The organism is Hassallia byssoidea VB512170, from assembly GCF_000817785.2.
GTDB lineage: Bacteria > Cyanobacteriota > Cyanobacteriia > Cyanobacteriales > Nostocaceae > Hassallia > Hassallia carrinoi.
This window is the reverse complement of record NZ_JTCM02000039.1, coordinates 1-17,461: the sequence shown is the minus strand read 5'-3', so window position 1 is coordinate 17,461 and position 17,461 is coordinate 1. Positions and strand designations below refer to the sequence as shown.

Below are 17,461 nucleotides of genomic sequence, written 5' to 3'. Positions count from 1 at the left end.
TTTCACCTCCGTTTAGCAGAAAGTTTTTTTGCTGACCGAACTTCGGCAAACAGTTCCCCAAGAATCAAGCTTGCTTCACCCCAGGACAGTTTGGAACGCGACAGCAGGACATCTGCACAGATATCTTGAAAGTCAGCGCCAGTCGGCACAACAGGAATATTATTGCTGTGACAGACTTTAGCAACGATTAGACACGCTCGCAAACCGGAGGACTTTTCTTTTTGCTGTGTGCGCTCCCGAAACCTCTTGACAAGAGACACAATCACTGAGGCATCTGCTCGTGTCAATCCTGATTTTTGGACAACAATCTCCTCCTGAGTCAGTTCGTCTGGCTCTGGAATATCAATCGTTATCAGGCGATCCATCAGTGCATCCTGAGTTTCATGAACTCCGCAATACTCCTCTGGATTCGAGGTAAAGATGACTCGGAACTGGGGGTGGGCACGAATATATTCCTGTTGTTGAGCAGCGCTTGGTAGCACCAGTAGCTTTTCCTCCAATACGGAGAGCAGCACATTATTCACCTCAGGACGGGAACGATTGAACTCATCGTAGACCAAGGTGAAACCCTCACGGCAGGCAGTGGTCAGGCGGGCATCGACCCAGGTCTGGCGGAATTCATCTTCCAGCTTGACAACAGTGTGAATAAAATTATCAACAACTTTCTTGCGGTTATAGCCCCGTTGATTACCAATCAGATCGGAAGACTTGTGTTCATCATCTCCAAACATCAGCAAAATTGGACGCTCCAAAAGATTCGCCAAATGTATTGCCAATGTTGTTTTGCCGGTTCCAGCAGGACCGCGCAGGTGGACAGAGAAACCAGCGTGAAGATAGCGCAGCGCACGCCCAGTCAGACGATTGATTGCTGGTGTATCGACAAAATTATGGGAGTTGGCTTGCAGAACTGTGGTCACAACTAATCTCGCCTCATATCTGTTGGGATAACAGTAGAAGGTTGCGAAGGTGAAACACCTGTTGCATAACTGCCATTTTCAGGAATGGGCGTTGTCCCCCATACATAATTTTGTATCGCTGCTACGTAAGCCGCTCGTTGCTGTCGCTGGTCGAACCAGACTTCCTGCTGATGCGATCGCGTCTCCTCTAGGAAAGCAGCTACATCGGCTTGCAAAGTGCTGCGGAAGTTACTCAACATTGTCCGCTGATACTGATGCAGTGCTGCCATCTCTGCTTGAATCTGCTGACGATACTCCAGCACATCCTGTTGACGTTCGCGGACTTCTTCTTGGCGTTGCACTCGGGCAGCGTTCCATTGTTCTCTAAGAGACACTATCTAGGCTCCTTTGGCGCTATACCTACCAAAAATAAAAAGGTACGCTATAAACGTTCAGATCGCTGGTACAGCAGCTTGAGCGGTCAAGCCAACAGCTTCTGCATACTTCAAATAAGTTTCTACTGATGCTATTACAATCCGTGCTTCCACTGCTAACAGCTCGATTCCCACAAGGGATACCCGTACCCACACATCGATGACAACACCCTTATCAAGAATGCGATCGATGACTTCAGCCAGACTAGAAGATGAGTTTACTTTTTCAACTGCCATAATTACTTCTCTCGATATATATAAAATTCTGTAACCACCTACTGGCGACAGACTTTTTGAGTAGCCATTTTATCTTAATCCCAAAAGAGAAATTTTCAAATCCAAATGTTGTATCTATGTCCAAAATTTAATTTTTTGAAAAAGAAAATTTAATGACTTATTGCTGCCAAATCTGGCAAAGCTTAGTCTAAATTCCAGTAATTTTCTCATTCTTATAAAAGGTTTTGGAAATTTTGTAAATAAGCAATATTACTTAATTATTTTGGAAGAACGTGGTAAAAAACGTAATTTTTGTGGGAGCGAGCCGACAAAAAAGGAGCCTCGTACCAGAGGCGCAAGCTACGCCTTCGCTAAGGCGTAACCAAATTACTCATGATTCACTTTGGCGCTGAAGTTTCAGTATATAGCAAAATATTAGTATAATCTATCTAAAAAAAAGTCAAATCGATCATTGACAAAATAGATTTTATCTGAAAGGATAAATGTACTTTTCCTACTTTTTCTGAGTTTGCAAACGTTTTAATAATTATTTAAATATCCCAAATACCAAAAACACGAGATCCGATTTATTATCAAGAAGCTAGGCAGTAGCAAAGGAGCGCTATTTTCAGCAAGGGCGATCGCTAAACTCCAAGACAAATTATTAAGATAAAAGAGAAATTTCTCACATTTCCTCCTAGAAATGCTGTTGACACAGCTATGCTAGGTCTAAAAAGGCATCCTGAGAAATAAATTCCGAAGAAATAAATCCAGATAAATTTAGGGGATTCAAAAAAAGAAAAATTTTTTATATTCTCGTATAACATAAGAAAGCGTCAAATACTATAGAGAAATCTAAACAATCGTGACTTCTACGCCTATCCTGCCGAAAAATTCTCAATCCAACGCTAGTCGAGCAATTGCAACATCTACCCAAGGCTCAACTTTGGCGGATATTCTCGAACGAGTTTTGGATAAGGGAATTGTGATTGCAGGTGATATCTCTGTTTCTGTCGCCTCCACCGAACTTTTGCATATCCGAATTCGTTTGTTGATTTCCTCAGTGGATAAAGCGCGGGAGATGGGAATAAATTGGTGGGAAAATGACCCCTATCTCAGCAGCAAGGCGCAGACGTTAATTGACGAAAATCGCCAACTTCAGGAACGGTTGCAAAGTATAGAAGCAGAAATGCGATCGCTCAAAGCTTTAGCTACCAGTGAACTAACGAATCCTTATTCTATGCCGAAAAAGTCTCCCTCTGCTGAAAAGGGCATTAACCCTCCAGATGAAAGGTAAAAAATTGGCATTATGACATTAGTTGGCACACCCTCTGAAAATCCTGAGATAGCAAGTACCCCTAACCAATTGAACAGTAAGGCAGGACTGGCTTCTTTACTGTTAACAGTGGTGGAATTAATTCGCCAGTTAATGGAAGCGCAAGTCATTCGCCGCATGGAACAGCAACTTATAGACGAATCAGACTTAGATCAAGCAGCAGAAAGTCTGCAAAAACTGGAAGAACAAGTGCTACGCTTATGCGAGATTTTTGAAATTGATCCAGCAGACTTGAATGTCAATCTGGGAGAATTCGGCACCCTTTTACCACCGCCTGGAACTTACTATCCGGGGGAAACTAGCAACAGTCCTTCTATCTTGGAACTGCTAGACAGACTTTTAAATGTTGGAATTGTGGTGCATGGCGATGTTGATTTAGGCTTGGGTAACCTAAATTTGATTCACGCAAAGCTGCGGGTGATTTTAACATCAAAATCGATATAAATGTTCTTTTATTTAAAAAAATTATGAGTAATGGTCTTTATCTTTACGGCATTTTACCCGCACCTATTTCCGAAAAAGTAGTCCTCGAAGGACTAGATCAACAACCAGTTCAGAGCTATAGTGTTGACGGGTTCAACTTTTTATACTCAGAAGCTAAAAAAGAAAAATATCTCACTTCCCGACGCAATTTATTGTGCCACGAAAAAGTTTTGGAACTCGCCATGAGTGAGGGGTTCCGTACTTTACTACCTCTTCGCTTTGGATTGGTAGTGAAAACCTGGGAAACAGTCACCGATCAATTGACTCGTCCCCATAAAGAAAAACTCGAAGAGTTATTTCAAAAATTGGAAGGACGCAGAGAAGTTAGCGTCAAGGTATTTTGGAATAGCCAATCGGAGATTCAGGGGTTATTAGAGTCAAATGTCAGCTTGAAAAAAAAGCGCGATGCGATGGAAGGTAAAGCTTTAAGTAGGTCGGAAATCATTGAAATTGGCAAGCTGATTGAAAATGGATTGCAAGTTCGCAAGCAAACAGTCATTGATGTTTTCCGTTCTGAATTGAACGCTTTAGCAGAGGAATTTGTGGAAAACGATACGATGACGGAAGAGATGATTTATAATGCGGCTTATTTGATTCCTTGGGAAAGTGAATCTAACTTTAGCGACAAAGTAGAAGCAATCGACCAGAAATTTGCCGATCGCCTGCGAATTCGCTACAACAATTTTACGGCTCCTTATACATTTGCCCAGCTTTCTTAAAGAAAGCTAATATTATGTTTCTGGATCTATTAACTTTTCCTATTTCCGGACCCCTTGGTGGAATCATCTGGATAGGAGAGCAACTTCTAGAGCGTGCTAATGCTGAATTAGATGATGCACAAAATTTGCAAAAACAGTTATTAACTTTACAGTTAGCCTTTGATATAGGTGAGATTTCAGAAGAGGACTTTGAAATTCAAGAAGAAGAACTTTTGCTGAAAATTCAAGCCTTGGAAGAAGCAGCAGAAGAATCTGAATGAAAGGTACAAACGCTCTAAGGGCGTTTGTACAAAAGTCAGAAGTCAGAAATTAATATTCAAGATAGAAAGTTTGGAAAGAACTCGACTTAACACTCTTATTAGGACTGGTCGTATTTTGAGGAGAACAAGTATTATTGTTTGCACTTTGAGAAGAACTAGGAGTTGATTGACGCAAGCTCTGAATAGTTTTTTCTGTATTCTCTATTTGGCTATCGAGAATGCCCAGTTGTTGTCTCAATAGTTGAAGACGCTGTTCCATAAACTGCAATTCTTGCTGGATACGCTGTCGTTTCGTTACCATTTTATACAAATCTAATTGTTCAGCAGCTTCACTTTTCTGACGATGGATGGTGCTGATTTTAGGCTGAATTGTGCGGCGCGGGGGAATGTTTTTCATATATACTTTATAAGTAACCTATAAATAATACTATAATTAGCAATCAGCGTTCGTAAATACTATTACTAAAGCTGGGCAAAATTTTTAGTAGAACCTCTAATAGAAAGCCGGTCAAGGGGAGTGAGCGATCGATGAAACAGCAAGAAACTGTTGCCGGACAACCAAAAGATATTGACCTTGGTTATCCTGCCTCGGCAACTCCCTACTTCAATGGCACTAGCGATCAGATTGATATTCCCTACGCAGCAGATATCAACCCCACTAGCTTTACGGTCGAGATGTCGGTTCAGTTTCAGGGCGGTAGAGGCTATCGAGCGATTTTGACTTCCGTCAGTGGTTCTGCAAGCCTTGGGCGTCGAGGGTATGTCTTCTGTGTGAACGCAGCACAACAGTGGCAGTTTTGGCTCGGTAGCGGTCAGATAGGAATTCCTTGGGTTATTCTTACAGGCTCGAAAGCTAAAGAAGACATCTGGACTCATCTAGCAGGAACCTATGACTCACTATCCCAAACAATGGCTTTCTATATTAATGGTCGAGCAGTGGGGCAATACACAGGAATTCAGTTTAAACCAAACGATCGCCATCCATTGCACGTGGGCGCAGGAGCAACCGAAGCTGGAGCAAGTTCGTGTTTTTTTCACGGCAGTATTACTAAAGTGCGGATTTGGGCGAAAGCGCTTTCCCCAGTTGAAATTCAGACTCTTGCTATTGAGCGATCGCCTAAAACTGCCGAACCCACTTCACCCACTTCTACTCCACCTTTAGAGGTAAAGCAACCAGAAGTACCTATCACTTCACTAACCCCGACTCCACTTCCTCAGGTAAAGCAACCAGAAGTACCTATCACTTCACTAACCCCGACTCCCCTTTCTCAGGTAAAGCAACCAGAAGTACCTATCACTCTACTAACCCCGACTCCACCTTTAGAGGCAAAGCAACCAGAAGTACCTACCACTCCACCCACCCCGACTCCACCTTTAGAGGTAAAGCAACCAGAAGTACCTGTAAAGCCTCCTGTTACAACTCCTCCTGAGTCCTTTTTTGAAGAATCGCCCACTAAAGAGCCAGAGAAATCTTTACAGCCAGTATTGATGTTTGACGGGCAAGATGATTATGTAGAAATCCCATATTCACCTACTTTAGACTTTGCCCAAGCGCAAGATTTTGCGATCGAAGTTTGGCTGAAGCCAGACCCTATGGAGGAAAGTAAGAGCAAAACAATATTCGATATCAATGTCCTCGAAAAATGGGTAGGAACCCCATTTCCATACGCCATCCGATACAGCAGTAAGAATGGTCGCCTCTATGCGTCTCGGTATGATGATGAGAAAAAGAATCCAGCAGTCTCCTGTTTGGAACCGATTAACGATCAACAGTTTCATCACGTTGCGTTTGTTAAGCAAAGTTCGCAACTGTACTTGTATGTAGATGGTGTCGAAGTGGCAAGCGCAAATGACACAACCATAGGAACAACTCAGAACAATTCACCGCTCTACTTAAGTCGAGGGGCAGTGGGAGGGGGGCGGCATTTCTTTAAAGGGCAAATGGCTGAATTTCGCATTTGGAATTCAGCTCGTTCCCAAGTGGAAATCCAAGCCGATATGTCGCGTCGTCTCGTGGGCAACGAACCCGGATTAGTGGGCTACTGGCCCTTGAATGAAGGTAATGGTGATACAGTCTCTGACAAAACCAAAAATGCCAATCACGGTCAGATAACTGGAGCAACCTGGAAACAAGTTGAAGTGCCAATTGATAAAAAAGTTTTACCTTTGCGACTAAGCGTGGAACTGTCTAACTTTTACACTTACGCTTTTCTCTTGACACCAGCCACCGTTTTGGAGTTACCTAAGGGCATTAGCGATCGCGTACTTTTTATAAGTCATGCTGGCGTTTCAGCTTTGGTGGAACCAGAAGTGTCTTTAGAATCATTGCAAAACGATGACGAACGATTAATCCAAGCAGTTTTGTCGCACGATCAAGTCATTTGCGAACTATTTCGCCAGACTACAATTTTACCCTTGCGGTTCGGCACTTCCTTTGCCTCAAAAGAAAGCTTACTGACTCATCTAGAATCCCACGCTGAGAAATATCTAGAAAAGCTACGCCAACTAAATGGTAAAGCCGAATATATCTTGAAGTTTATTCCCCGAATAGATGAACCAGTTATAACGCCTGAATCAGGAGGAAGACAGTATTTTTTAGCAAAGAAACAACGTTATCAAACACAGCAAGACTTTCAAATAGCTCAAACTGCGGAATGGGAAAATGCAGTTCATCTAATTACCCAGATATATAAGTCGGCAATTGTTGTTCAACCGCAGGGTGAAGAAGCGCGGATTTATCTTTTAGTCAGTTGTCAAGACGAACCTTTACTTGCAGAACAATTTCTAGCTTGGCAAAAAGCGTGTTCTCGTTGGGAATTACAGTTAGGACTCGCCTTACCTCCTTACCATTTTATCTAAAAGTTATATCTGGAATTTTTCAATATAAAAAATATCAGGAGGTGTAGAGATGGATGATATGGTAAAGTACGACTCGCTTCACCTAGCAATGTTTAGCGGTAAAGGTGGAGTAGGAAAAACTACCATTGCCTGCGGTTTTGCTCGGCGCTGGGCGAGATTATTTCCCAACGAACAAATACTGTTAATATCTACAGATCCAGCACATTCTTTAGGCGATGTGTTACAAATAAAAGTGCAAGACAACGCTTTACCCTTACCTGATTTACCTAACTTGAGCGTTCGGGCGTTAGATGCTAAAGAATTACTCCTAGAATTTAAGGCAAAATACGGCAAGTTTTTAGAGGTATTAGTTGAGCGGGGAAGTTTTGTTGAGGGCGAAGACTTAACACCTGTTTGGGATTTAGACTGGCCCGGTTTAGATGAAATTATGGGTCTGTTGGAAATTCAACGCCTGCTGACAGAAAAAGTGGTAGACCGCGTAGTAGTAGATATGGCTCCTTCCGGTCACACATTAAACTTATTGGGAATCAAAGATTTTTTAGATATAGTTTTAAATTCTTTAGAATTATTCCAAGAAAAACATCGGGTTATTACCCAAACTTTTAAGCGAAGTTATACCGCCGATAAAGTCGATGACTTTTTGCTCAAGATGAAACATGAATTAGCAGAAGGCAGATGCCTGCTGCAAAATCAAGATATAAGCGCTTGCTTGGTGGTGGCGCAAGCTGAACCTATGAGCCTCTTGGAAACAGAACGATTTCTAGAAAGCTTGCAAGTATTAGAAATTCCGAGCAGTGGCTTATTCATTAACCGGATTTTAACAGATGCCGATACAGATTTAGATCGCTATAGCGAACAACAAAAATTACTAGATAAATTCGTAAAACTACCAAGAAAACAAGCTGTTTTTATTGTACCGCAACAAGCATTAGAACCCCTTGGCAGTGCAGCGTTAGATAATATTATTAGCAAAATTAAAAAAATTGATACAGTTGCAATTGCGCCACCACCACTTATACAATGGTCAGCTAAAGTCCTACCCAGTTTCAGCGATTTTATCGCAGAAGGACGGCAACTTATCCTTGTTGGCGGCAAAGGAGGAGTTGGAAAAACGACAGTAGCAGCTGCTATAGGGTGGGCGTTAGCAAGTCGTTATCCTGATAAAAATATTCGCCTCATTTCCATCGACCCCGCCCATTCTTTGGGAGATGCTTTTGGGGCAAAATTAAAACACGAACCCACTCAGATAACTGCCAATTTAAGTGGTCAAGAAATCGATGCCGAGATAGTATTAGAACAGTTCCGAAATGACTATCTCTGGGAATTAGCCGAAATGATGAGCGGTGAAAGACCTGAAGCAGGAGCTGTAAAAATCGCTTACACTCCCCAAGCATGGCGACAAATTGTAGCCCAAGCTTTACCTGGTATTGATGAAATGCTGTCTCTGATTAGAGTGATGGATTTATTAGAGCGCAAACAGCAAGATTTAATTATTTTGGATACTGCCCCTACCGGTCATCTTCTACGCTTTCTGGAAATGCCATCTGCATTGGCAGATTGGCTAGCCTGGATATTCAAACTGTGGATGAAGTATCAAAATATTTTAGGTAGAGTAGATTTTATGGCAAGGCTGCGGAATTTACGACAACAAGTTGTACAAGCGCAGAAGAAATTAAAAGATCCCCACCATACTGAATTTATTGGTGTCATCCAAGCTCAAGCTGCAATTATTGCCGAACAAGTGCGGTTAACTCAGTCTTTGCAAAACATGAGAGTTCCACAGCGTTATATAGTGCATAACCGTTACAGTCAAGATAGTTCACTTGATGATAGTTTATTTGTTGAGCAAACTATTATTCGCTTACCAATTTTACCTCGTTCTGTGGAACCGCTAGACCGAATTAAAGGAGCAGCCAATCTATTATTTTAAGTAAGCGCTCTTCATTCATCCTCTCTGTGTCGCGCCAGTCGCTACAACTCTGGGAACCAGAGCAACGCGCTGGCTTCTCTGTGTGCCTCTGCGGTTCATTCATAAATCTGATACTAAAAATAATATTAAACAGCCACAGCAACTACCTAGTTGTACAACAATCGTACAAAAATAGTAGGATTTTATAGTAGCAACTCTACACAGTTTGACGAGTAAAAGTGTGACTGCAAAAAAAGGGGAGAAGTTTGATGAGCGATTTATTCAAAGGTTTTGAGCAGTTATTAGAACTTGCGAAAGCCTTGGAAGAAAAGATTGAAAATGGAGAACTCAAGGCAGATATGCAGTTCCGAACTCGTCCTCTTAGCAGTATACCCCGTTCAGGTGGTATTCCCCGTCCTGGTAATGTGAATGTCCATGCAGGCACAAGTAGCTTCCGCACTCCACAGCCATCTAGCTATAATACTGGCGTAGCGAGTTCTACATCCTCAAACCCAGTTACACCTCACTCCTCATCAGCAAGTTCCTCCTTGAAAGATGTGGGCGGACTTGGAGAAGTCCTCAAAGAACTGAAAGAATTAATCGCCATACCTTTAAAACGTCCTGACTTACTCGCCAAACTTGGACTAGAACCAACACGCGGCGTTCTATTGGTTGGTCCCCCCGGTACTGGCAAAACTCTTACCGCCCGCGCCCTTGCAGAAGAACTGGGAGTTAACCACATCGCCATAGTCGGACCAGAAGTCATTGGCAAGCACTACGGAGAAGCCGAACAAAGACTGCGGGAACTCTTTGATAAAGCTGCGAAAAGCGCCCCATGCATAATATTTATTGATGAAATCGACAGCCTCGCCCCAGATCGCAGCAAAGTAGAAGGGGAAGTGGAAAAACGGCTAGTCGCACAACTCCTCAGCCTGATGGACGGCTTTGCCCAAACTAAAGGCGTTATTGTGCTAGCTGCTACAAACCGCCCCGACCATCTTGACCCCGCATTACGTCGCCCCGGCAGATTTGACCGGGAAGTGCTGTTTTGCGTTCCAGACCGTCAGGGGCGCTTGGAGATATTGCAAATTCTCACTGGCGCTATGCCTTTAGACGAAACGGTAAACTTAGAAGCGATCGCAGATTTAGCCGTCGGATTTGTGGGTGCAGACTTGAAAGCTGTCTGTCAAAAAGCTGCCTACAGCGCCTTGCGCCGCCAAGTCCCCTCAATTGAGGCTCAAATTCCCGACACGATGACAGTACAGCAGTCAGATTTTTTGCAAGCACTTAAAGAAATAAAACCCGCCGTTTTGCGTTCGGTAGAAGTAGAATCCCCCAACGTTGCTTGGTCAGAAATTGGTGGACTGGAGGAAATCAAACAAACCCTGCGCGAATCGGTAGAAGGCGCACTCCTACATCGAGAACTTTACCTAAAAACAAAAGCACGACCACCCAAAGGCATTTTACTTTGGGGACCACCCGGAACTGGCAAAACTATGTTAGCCAAAGCCGTTGCTTCCCAAGCTAGAGCTAATTTTATCTGCGTCAATGGTCCGGAATTACTAAGTAAGTGGGTGGGTGCGAGCGAACAAGCAGTGCGGGAATTGTTCGCCAAAGCTAGACTTGCAGCTCCGTGCGTTATATTTATAGACGAAATCGATACTTTAGCACCAGCCAGAGGGCGTTACAATGGCGATTCTGGAGTGAGCGATCGCGTCGTGGGACAATTGCTCACAGAATTGGACGGTTTGCAAACAGGCGCTACCATCCTGGTGATTGCTGCCACCAATCGTCCTAATGCCTTAGACTCAGCTATACTCAGGGCTGGACGGTTAGATTTACAGTTGTTAGTGGATTTACCAAATTTAGAAAGCCGCTTGGCAATTCTGCAAGTCCACAACCAAGACCGTCCATTGCAGGATGTGAATTTAGCATACTGGGCGGCATTAACTGAGGGTTGGAACGGCGCAGATTTGGCATTGCTAGGCGATCGCTCTGCTGTGGAAGCTATCCGTCGCTATCGCTCTAATGGGATGAGCGATCCGGCTGCAATTCGCATTACTACTGACGATTTTAGCTATGCTTACCTGGTTTTGAGCCAACAACGTCCTGCCTCAGTTGCTGATTAGAGCGATCGCAGAGGAGATTCTTATAAGCGTCAAAATCCAGCAACAACAATTGCAAACTCCAGATCGCCAAGTCTGATTTTACTACCCACTGTGAGTACAACGGAAGCTGAGGGCTGATTGGCTGATTGAGGAGTCAGTTGCTGCTCATTGACAAACGTACCATTGCGACTTTTGAGGTCGATAATCTGAAGTTTACTGTTAGCCCACTGGATAACCGCATGATGACGCGAGATTGTAGCAGGAAAGCTTAACTCATAGGTACTCAGGTCAATATCGACAGTAAAGTGAGGGGGATGGTTACGCCCAAGCAGCGATCGCAACCGATTCAGAGAAAAGGATTCGTTCGCTTTAGGACCATTTAGGACAAGCAGATAAGTTGTTTCAGGTTTAAGTTGAGCTAAACCAGGAATCGGATCGCAACCAAAGCCACCAAACATCATACATCTCCCAATTGACCAAATAATTATTAATTCATAATTCATAATTAAAAAAGGGTACTTGCGTTCCCCAGCCATTCTTCAACTCGCTGTGGTCAACTTTTTAAATGGAGAGTTCAAGCTCCAAAGAAAGTGCAATTATGAATTATTAATTATTAATTATGAATTATATTGACGAGTTGCTCTGAGCAAGCCTGTTGCTTGGTGGGCGGTCAGTTTGCCCGTTTTATACAAGTCATCCAGTTGCTGCGTTACCTCAGCCGCAATGGCTATTTGCCCGGATTTGAGCGCTGCTGCTTGGATGTGGCTGAGTAGTTCCCCAGTTTGCAGAGGATCGTTTACATAAGCTAGTTCTGTGCTGAAGCGATTGATGTCCCATACTAGGCGATCGCGATCTACTTCCAGATTAATTTGTTGTGCCTCTCGATAAGAGGAAGTGAATTGCAGCGCTGCACTAGCCGTGAGAGAAAATTCTGATGTCTGCAATTGAATCTGTGCAATTGTGTAACTACCGCTTAGTTGACCTGGTTTCTGGGCAGATACTTCTAACGCCAACAGCACATCTGTTGAGATATCTGCTCGCAAGTTTCGCAGAAAAATTTCCCCCGTAGCAGTTTCTGCCAAAGGGAGGTAATCAGGACGAAACTGGCAGCAGCTTTTTAATTTGACGAACGCAGCTAAGTCCAGTTTTATGGTTACATCTTCAACTGCAATCGTCTGTAATGCCTGTAAACGGTCTTGCAGTTGGGTTGCGAGCAATGTAGGGTTATCGGCATATATAAATGCGCCAGCAGAGCGATCGCTAAGTCCGATCAGAAGCGGTGAATTAAAGTCGCCAGCATCCCCTAATCCTACCGTACAAAGGGTAATGCCCTCGGCTGCCATCGTCTCGGCTTGCTCAACCAGTGGGCTTATATCCTCCAGAATTTCTCCAGAGTCAGTGGTTGGATGCCCGTCTGTAATTATAATTCCTACCCTTGCTTTGCTTGATGGCGGCAAAGCAGACTTTATCCAGTTCAGCGCCAAGTCAGTTCGGGTGACTCCTTCGGCAACCAGCGTGTCCAGAACAGCTTGGAGTTCGCCTTGGTTGTGTTGAAGATTTTGCACAACAGGAGTCACCCAGTCGGCAAATCCTGATAAGGAGAGGCGATCGCCTGGTCGTAGCTGCGCGACTAATTCTTGACAGGCTGCTTTCGCTCGTTCCCACTTTTCACCTTGCATCGAAGCGCTAGTATCTAGAGCAACTGCCAATTGCAAAGGTAAGGTTTGGGTGCTTACGCCCGAAGGTACGATCCGTACCCGTAAAATGTGTTCCGATTGCGAATTTATTTTGGCAGGACGATCCCAGGCAAGTTGCAAGTTGAACATATCAATAAGATTTTTATTTTAAATTTTGGATTTTAGATTATAATAAATATCTAAAATCAGATAGTTTATCCAGACAGACTCTCTGTTACCGATAGTACACTGTTGTGTCCGAGACCGACAATTAACCGCTTTCCTGCCAGGACGTTGAAATCAGGATAGTTCTCAAAAATCCAGCGGTTAAGAGGGCGTTCAATCAGGGTTTCTAGTAAAGTTTTAATCCGCCGACCGCCAAACAGTAAATTATCAGCTTCCTGCATATTAATACTCAGGACTTCCAGCACCGAAGTTTGAAACAGCACCATTAGCTGATATTTGTCCCAGGCAGATTCAGCCAACTGCCGAAGAAACTTCTCGCCAATTTTCCAGACAAACTCCGGACGGAGCAAGTCAAACACCACAATACTGTCACCCAGACGATTCAGGAGTTCAGCACGACCAATACGGCTGGTGAAGTGCCAGTGAACTTCCGAGCGAAAATGCGCTTCGACCTGACCATAATTGAAGGAATTAACGCCTTGCCGTTGCACCTCGGTCATAATGCCATTACGGATAATGGCTCCCGTTTGAGGATCGCTTAAGTCAGAAGCGCCAATGTTACTGGTGAAAATAATTACGGTCTGATTGAAATAAGCTGTCTGACCTTTACCATCAGTAAGGCGACCATCCTCCAAAATTTGGAGAAACTTATCCAGGACTTTGGGATGAGCTTTTTCAATTTCATCAAACAGCAGAATGCTGTAAGGACGCTCCAAGATGCGGTTAGTGAGTATTCCTCCCTCTTCATAACCGACAAAACCAGGTGGGGCACCCGCTAATTTCTCAGCCGCGTGTTCTTCTTTGTACTCGCTCATATCAAAGCGGGCAAACGCCTGCTCATCTCCAAAGATCAGGCGCGTGAGTGATTTTGCTAACTCGGTTTTACCAACACCAGTAGGTCCAACGAAAAAGAAAATTCCTTTTGGCTTGCTGTTACGACCGCTGACATTACTCAGGCTGATACCCACTTTGGCGCTAGTAAGTAGATTGGTTACGGCTTCTATAGCGCGAGGTTGACCGATGACAGATTCGGATAGTTCCTCCCTAGCATAAGCAATTTTATCTGCACTGATCTTCTCAAAGGGTTCATCCCGTTGTCCAAATTTGTAGAAGTCTACCAAGCGCAACACTGTTTTGGGACCCAAGGGAATGCGTTCTCGCCACGATGTGTGCCGGATAGCTTCTAGATCCATCGTTTGAAAACCCTCAGTTAAGGCAGCAAATTCCTCAGCGGCAAGTTCGAGATCGCATAGTTGCTGAGGGCTGGAACGTTGGACATTGATCTGGTCTCCTCCATAAAATCCCTTTTGACCAAAGCGTAGGATAAACTGAAGGCGTTCTTCCTTATTGGGGCGGGAAACCTGCACTAAGGCGACAAAGGGATTGCTAGTGTAAAACCAGGCAGGCACTCGCCGGAGATCGCTTGCCAAAAGGATGAGGGTGTTGCGATAGCCGGTGAGATGTCCTTCACGAATTACCGCTCCTTCCAGGGTACATTTTTTCAGCAACATGAGTAGATGGCGTTCATCTACCAGGTAGCGTTCTGGATCGGCAGTCAGCATATCCCCCAAATCGGCGATCGCCACCACTGAGGTTAAGGGCTGGGAAATCACTGCCCGCAGATGACCAAATGCTACATCTGGCGACAAGTAAGTGCTGGTCAGCCGTTGCACCACTGCTCCTGGATTGGCACGAGATGGAAGCTGCATGGGATCTGCAATTGCAGGTGCCGTCGGAGTAGAGGACTGTCCCAGGCGTTCTTTGTTGCTTTCTGCCAATCGCTGCCGTGCCAGTTCATCAAACAGTTGCCGCATTTCTGACTGAGGAAAGGTCAAGCCATCCACCGGATCGTAACGAATAATCAGGTCAAATCCCAGGTTGAGGAAATAGGCATTGAGGAATTCTGCCATGCCCTGATAAGTGCCCTCCCAGAGAAATTGATCGTGAATGTTGCTATATAGAATCAAATGCTGGCGGCGATACAGGTGCTTTTCAAACTCTTGAATCCAACGGGCAGAAATTGGGAACATGGCAAACACACAGAAAATACGACAAGGATAGTCTTCTCTAATAATTCCTCGGTCTTTTAAGCAGGGGCGGAAATCCAATGTGATTGTTACTACTATATATAAGGTAATAGGTAAAGGTTAAGATGCCACCACGCGAACTCCAATGCTAGGGTATCGGAAACTGGCATCAAAACAAAAACGGTAGGCACAGCGACAATCATCTGCCAAGCTGTACCAAGAGCCACCTCGTACTACGTGCTTCGTCGAATGCCCTGCTTCGTCGCTCCAAGCGCTGCCATCCGTGGGTGCACCATTGTGGCTCTCGTGCCAGGTATCTTCACACCACTCCCAGACTAAGCCGTGCAGATCGTGCAGCCCCCAAGCATTTGGCTTCTTTTGTCCTACCTGTTGAGTTTTGTTCCGGGCGTTCCAGGTGTACCAGGCATAGTTTGGGAGCAGCTGTTTACGGTTACCGAAACTGTAGAGGGTTTGGGTTCCGGCGCGGCAAGCATATTCCCACTCCGCTTCGGTGGGCAGGCAATAAAGTTTGCCTGTGAGTTGAGAAAGGCGATCGCAAAACTCAAGTGCATCCCACCAAGAGACATTTTCCACCGGGCGCAAAGGACTGCTAAATTGCGAAGGATTGGTTTGCATTACAGCCTGCCATTGCTCTTGGGTAATCGGTGTCTTACTGATGGAAAAGTCAGGTACATTAACCCGATGCTGGGGCATTTCCGGGCGCAACCACTTTTCCACAAGAGAGCGTTTAAACCAGGTTTCCAGGCGTAAAACCTGCTCAATGTCTTCTGTGGCGGTTCCCATTAAAAAACTCCCAGCAGGAATGGCAATCATATCCAGCATTGCGCCACCAGGAAGCCGTTCTTGGTAGTTGATTTGTCGCCTTGGCAGGGCGCGAGCTTGACTCTTCTGTTTGCCCTGCTTGTGTACACTGACATCTTCTGTTAACTCAGTATTGGGCGACTCCTCAACTTCAATCCGAATTCCTGAGTTTGGGATTGAGACGTATCCCTGCGCTCCTGCTCCTGTAGGGAGAATTTTGCGAAAGCTGGGCGAAAGAGGCAATAACACCGTTACTCTGCCTAAATCTGAAGTGGGGTCGAGAGCAGCGAGAACCTGAGCAGCCGTCCAGCGCTTTGTGTAGTCTTTGACCAAGCAACCCTGGACAATTGAACCAAAGGGAGCAGGCAGTTCTGAAGGGAGGTAATAATTTTCAATTGTCACCCGCTGCATCATCTCTTCGATGGTATTGCTTGCAAAGGGATGTTTGCCTGTCAGCGTTTCGGCAATGACCACCCCCAATGACCACAAGTCCCACGTCAGACTAATTTTACCAGTATATGATTCTGGGGGTGCATAAGCGATCGTCCCCACTTGATGACTGGGGGCGGTTTCACTGCCGTTGTGGTTTTCCAAGAGCCGGGAAATCCCAAAATCTGTCAGCTTCCATTGTCCGCCCACTTGCATGATATTGGCAGGTTTCAGGTCTCGATGGACAATGCCGCGACCGTGCAAATAATCCAAAGCACCCGCCAAGTTCTTCACCATAGCTTTGACTTCTGCTAAGGGTAAACTGCCCCGTTGCAACCGCAGCGCCAGTGACTCTTGAGCCAGTTCCATGACTAAACCGAGACACTCAATCCCTTTGAGCCAACCCTGTTCGGGACTGAAACCCTCAAGTAAGCTAGGATGTTTGAGAGAGATAGCAGTTTGCAACTCCGCAATTTGACGCTCTTGCTGTCCGCTTTCATTGGAAAAAATTTTGATCGCAACTTCTCTGATGATGCGATCGGCAACCACATCGTCTGCAAGAAATACAGCACCAAACGATCCCGCGCCTAACAGCTTCTTCAGCCGATACTTAGGAGTAAACCACTCGTCTTCAAACATTCGCCAGAACTGATTCGGGTTCATTAATCTACTTCCTTTGCGATCGCCTGAAATGCTGGCAAAAATACAACCCCCTACTATACCTCATCTTTAGATCCTATTTTGATGCGTTTGCCCTATAAGACCCGAAAGCATTTTTTTTCCAGGAATATTTGAAGATTTGCGCTTTTTTGCAACTTCCACATGGGTGAGAATTTTCTACACGGGTGCGCGATCGCCTCATCAAAAGCACTAGTAGACTTGGGCGGAAATACGCCGTGGAAAAAAAGAGAGAAAAACGAGCAACCTTTTACCTATATACGTTACACGCCCTTGGAACTTCACTTCATACCGAGCGGGAGGTCAAAGGCAAGGCTGAAAAAATGGGGGTTTCACACTCATGTAGACAAAAATGGACAGGCTTGTTTTAAAGATCCTCAACACGATAGCGAGTCACAAAGGATGTTCGCGCTTCGCGTCTGG

16 protein-coding genes are annotated in these 17,461 nt (G+C 44.8%); 8 read left to right on the top strand and 8 right to left on the bottom strand.

Going from position 1 to position 17,461, the window contains the following annotated elements; all coding sequences use genetic code 11:
• Window positions 1-2: 2 nt before the first annotated feature.
• The 3 genes from gvpN to gvpA are packed head-to-tail and all read right to left on the bottom strand — an operon-like array spanning window position 3 to window position 1,567.
• On the bottom strand, window positions 3-917 hold the full coding sequence (gene gvpN, locus PI95_RS17585; RefSeq protein ID WP_039752853.1) for a gas vesicle protein GvpN: 915 nt from the start codon (window positions 915-917) through the stop codon (window positions 3-5).
• Window positions 918-919: 2 nt separating this feature from the next.
• On the bottom strand, window positions 920-1,291 hold the full coding sequence (locus PI95_RS17580) for a hypothetical protein (RefSeq protein ID WP_039752852.1): 372 nt from the start codon (window positions 1,289-1,291) through the stop codon (window positions 920-922).
• Between the two features lie 57 nt (window positions 1,292-1,348).
• The gene (gene gvpA / locus PI95_RS17575) at window positions 1,349-1,567 is read right to left on the bottom strand and encodes a gas vesicle structural protein GvpA (RefSeq protein WP_039752851.1); all 219 of its coding nucleotides are present in this window, start codon (window positions 1,565-1,567) and stop codon (window positions 1,349-1,351) included.
• An 844-nt stretch (window positions 1,568-2,411) separates the two neighbouring features.
• Between gvpA and PI95_RS17570 the strand changes: the two genes are divergently transcribed.
• The 4 genes from PI95_RS17570 to PI95_RS17555 are packed head-to-tail and all read left to right on the top strand — an operon-like array spanning window position 2,412 to window position 4,344.
• Window positions 2,412-2,843 carry a gas vesicle protein GvpJ gene (locus tag PI95_RS17570; protein WP_052325761.1) on the top strand — a complete coding sequence of 144 codons (432 nt, stop codon included), beginning with the start codon at window positions 2,412-2,414 and terminating at the stop codon, window positions 2,841-2,843.
• 12 nt (window positions 2,844-2,855) lie between these two features.
• Entirely contained in the window at window positions 2,856-3,326 is a 471-nt protein-coding gene (locus PI95_RS17565; protein WP_039752848.1) for a gas vesicle protein K, read from the top strand.
• Between the two features lie 23 nt (window positions 3,327-3,349).
• On the top strand, window positions 3,350-4,084 hold the full coding sequence (gene gvpF, locus PI95_RS17560) for a gas vesicle protein GvpF (protein WP_039752847.1): 735 nt from the start codon (window positions 3,350-3,352) through the stop codon (window positions 4,082-4,084).
• A gap of 14 nt (window positions 4,085-4,098) precedes the next feature.
• Window positions 4,099-4,344: a gas vesicle protein GvpG gene (locus PI95_RS17555; protein WP_039752845.1), complete on the top strand. Its 246-nt coding sequence runs from the start codon at window positions 4,099-4,101 to the stop codon at window positions 4,342-4,344.
• 49 nt (window positions 4,345-4,393) lie between these two features.
• On the opposite strand, the gene PI95_RS17550 is transcribed toward PI95_RS17555, so the two are convergent.
• Window positions 4,394-4,741 (bottom strand): hypothetical protein, encoded by a 348-nt coding sequence (locus PI95_RS17550; RefSeq protein ID WP_039752844.1) that lies wholly within the window; start codon window positions 4,739-4,741, stop codon window positions 4,394-4,396.
• A 131-nt stretch (window positions 4,742-4,872) separates the two neighbouring features.
• Here PI95_RS17550 and PI95_RS17545 point away from each other — a divergent pair, with 131 nt between their 5' ends.
• From PI95_RS17545 to PI95_RS17535, 3 genes are all read left to right on the top strand, one after another.
• Window positions 4,873-7,203, top strand: coding sequence for a GvpL/GvpF family gas vesicle protein (locus PI95_RS17545; protein ID WP_163518972.1), 2,331 nt, complete (start codon window positions 4,873-4,875; stop codon window positions 7,201-7,203).
• Window positions 7,204-7,261: 58 nt separating this feature from the next.
• On the top strand, window positions 7,262-9,133 hold the full coding sequence (locus tag PI95_RS17540) for an ArsA family ATPase (RefSeq protein ID WP_039754000.1): 1,872 nt from the start codon (window positions 7,262-7,264) through the stop codon (window positions 9,131-9,133).
• A 248-nt stretch (window positions 9,134-9,381) separates the two neighbouring features.
• Entirely contained in the window at window positions 9,382-11,241 is a 1,860-nt protein-coding gene (locus PI95_RS17535) for an AAA family ATPase (protein ID WP_039752842.1), read from the top strand.
• Window positions 11,242-11,270: 29 nt separating this feature from the next.
• On the opposite strand, the gene PI95_RS17530 is transcribed toward PI95_RS17535, so the two are convergent.
• From PI95_RS17530 to PI95_RS17515, 4 genes are all read right to left on the bottom strand, one after another.
• On the bottom strand, window positions 11,271-11,723 hold the full coding sequence (locus tag PI95_RS17530; RefSeq protein ID WP_201280498.1) for an FHA domain-containing protein: 453 nt from the start codon (window positions 11,721-11,723) through the stop codon (window positions 11,271-11,273).
• A gap of 114 nt (window positions 11,724-11,837) precedes the next feature.
• The gene (locus PI95_RS17525; protein ID WP_039752841.1) at window positions 11,838-13,046 is read right to left on the bottom strand and encodes a vWA domain-containing protein; all 1,209 of its coding nucleotides are present in this window, start codon (window positions 13,044-13,046) and stop codon (window positions 11,838-11,840) included.
• A gap of 65 nt (window positions 13,047-13,111) precedes the next feature.
• Complete coding sequence (locus tag PI95_RS17520) at window positions 13,112-15,112, bottom strand: AAA family ATPase (RefSeq protein ID WP_039752840.1); 2,001 nt, start codon at window positions 15,110-15,112, stop codon at window positions 13,112-13,114.
• A 117-nt stretch (window positions 15,113-15,229) separates the two neighbouring features.
• Window positions 15,230-17,023 carry a bifunctional serine/threonine-protein kinase/formylglycine-generating enzyme family protein gene (locus PI95_RS17515; protein WP_039752839.1) on the bottom strand — a complete coding sequence of 598 codons (1,794 nt, stop codon included), beginning with the start codon at window positions 17,021-17,023 and terminating at the stop codon, window positions 15,230-15,232.
• Window positions 17,024-17,182: 159 nt separating this feature from the next.
• On the opposite strand from PI95_RS17515, the gene PI95_RS35995 reads away from it, so the two are divergent.
• Window positions 17,183-17,461 (top strand): hypothetical protein (locus PI95_RS35995; RefSeq protein ID WP_039752838.1); only part of this gene is annotated, 279 nt, incomplete at its 3' end.

Coding starts and splice junctions, on each gene's coding strand:
- PI95_RS17550 (WP_039752844.1), bottom strand. CDS start 4,741: ATGAAAAACATTCCCCCGCGCCGCACAATTCAGCCTAAAATCAGCACC.
- PI95_RS17525 (WP_039752841.1), bottom strand. CDS start 13,046: ATGTTCAACTTGCAACTTGCCTGGGATCGTCCTGCCAAAATAAATTCG.
- PI95_RS17515 (WP_039752839.1), bottom strand. CDS start 17,023: ATGAACCCGAATCAGTTCTGGCGAATGTTTGAAGACGAGTGGTTTACT.
- PI95_RS17535 (WP_039752842.1), top strand. CDS start 9,382: ATGAGCGATTTATTCAAAGGTTTTGAGCAGTTATTAGAACTTGCGAAA.
- gvpA (WP_039752851.1), bottom strand. CDS start 1,567: ATGGCAGTTGAAAAAGTAAACTCATCTTCTAGTCTGGCTGAAGTCATC.
- PI95_RS17545 (WP_163518972.1), top strand. CDS start 4,873: ATGAAACAGCAAGAAACTGTTGCCGGACAACCAAAAGATATTGACCTT.
- PI95_RS17520 (WP_039752840.1), bottom strand. CDS start 15,112: ATGTTCCCAATTTCTGCCCGTTGGATTCAAGAGTTTGAAAAGCACCTG.
- PI95_RS17555 (WP_039752845.1), top strand. CDS start 4,099: ATGTTTCTGGATCTATTAACTTTTCCTATTTCCGGACCCCTTGGTGGA.
- PI95_RS17540 (WP_039754000.1), top strand. CDS start 7,262: ATGGTAAAGTACGACTCGCTTCACCTAGCAATGTTTAGCGGTAAAGGT.
- gvpF (WP_039752847.1), top strand. CDS start 3,350: ATGAGTAATGGTCTTTATCTTTACGGCATTTTACCCGCACCTATTTCC.
- PI95_RS17530 (WP_201280498.1), bottom strand. CDS start 11,723: ATGAATTATGAATTAATAATTATTTGGTCAATTGGGAGATGTATGATG.
- PI95_RS17565 (WP_039752848.1), top strand. CDS start 2,856: ATGACATTAGTTGGCACACCCTCTGAAAATCCTGAGATAGCAAGTACC.